Annotated in this window: 1 pseudogene; it reads right to left on the reverse strand. The window is 67.8% G+C overall.

Annotation, left to right across the window (positions count from 1 at the left end):
- Positions 1-183: 183 nt before the first annotated feature.
- Positions 184-633: pseudogene (locus AC5P1C_RS43905) on the reverse strand (2-oxoacid:ferredoxin oxidoreductase subunit beta); the annotation flags it as partial.

Genomic DNA, 633 nt, shown 5'->3' on the forward strand with positions numbered 1-633 from the left:
CTGGGTGCCGATCGACCCGGTCGAGCCGAGGATGACGATGTCCCGCGGGCCGTCCGTGACGACGGGGTCGAAGACGAAATGCGGATCGGCGAGGGGGGCTGGACTGGCTAACCGAGCCCTTCCCGCGCCCATGTCCTGTCTGCGACTTGCCTCTTGAGGCCTATCTGCGCTCATCACGGTCTCCTAGTCCGAGACCGGCGCTACGGCGCCACGAGGCACGGTCCAGGTATCGCCGCCCGCGAGCAGTGCGGCCAGGTCGCCCTTGCCGTTCTGCTCTATGGCGCTGTCGAGCTGGTCGGACATCAGGGTGTCGTAGACCGGGCGTTCCACGTTGCGGAAGACGCCGATCGGGGTGTGGTGCAGGGTGTCGGGGTCGGCGAGGCGGGAGAGCGCGAAGGCCGGCGTCGGCGAGGTCGAGTGCGCGTCATGGACCAGAATCTGAGACTCGGTCTCAGAGGTGACCGGGTCAACCTTGAGATCGCCGGTCGCCGGGTCGCGTACGACGCCCTTGGAGCCGAGCCCGCTCTCCAGCGGGGCCCCGAAGCGGATCGGCTGCCCGTGTTCGAGGCGGATGACGGCTTCCTCGGCCTGCTGTTTGTCCTTCAGCACCTCGAAGGCGCCGTCGTTGAAGAT

This window comes from Streptomyces sp. A18, assembly GCF_059026065.1.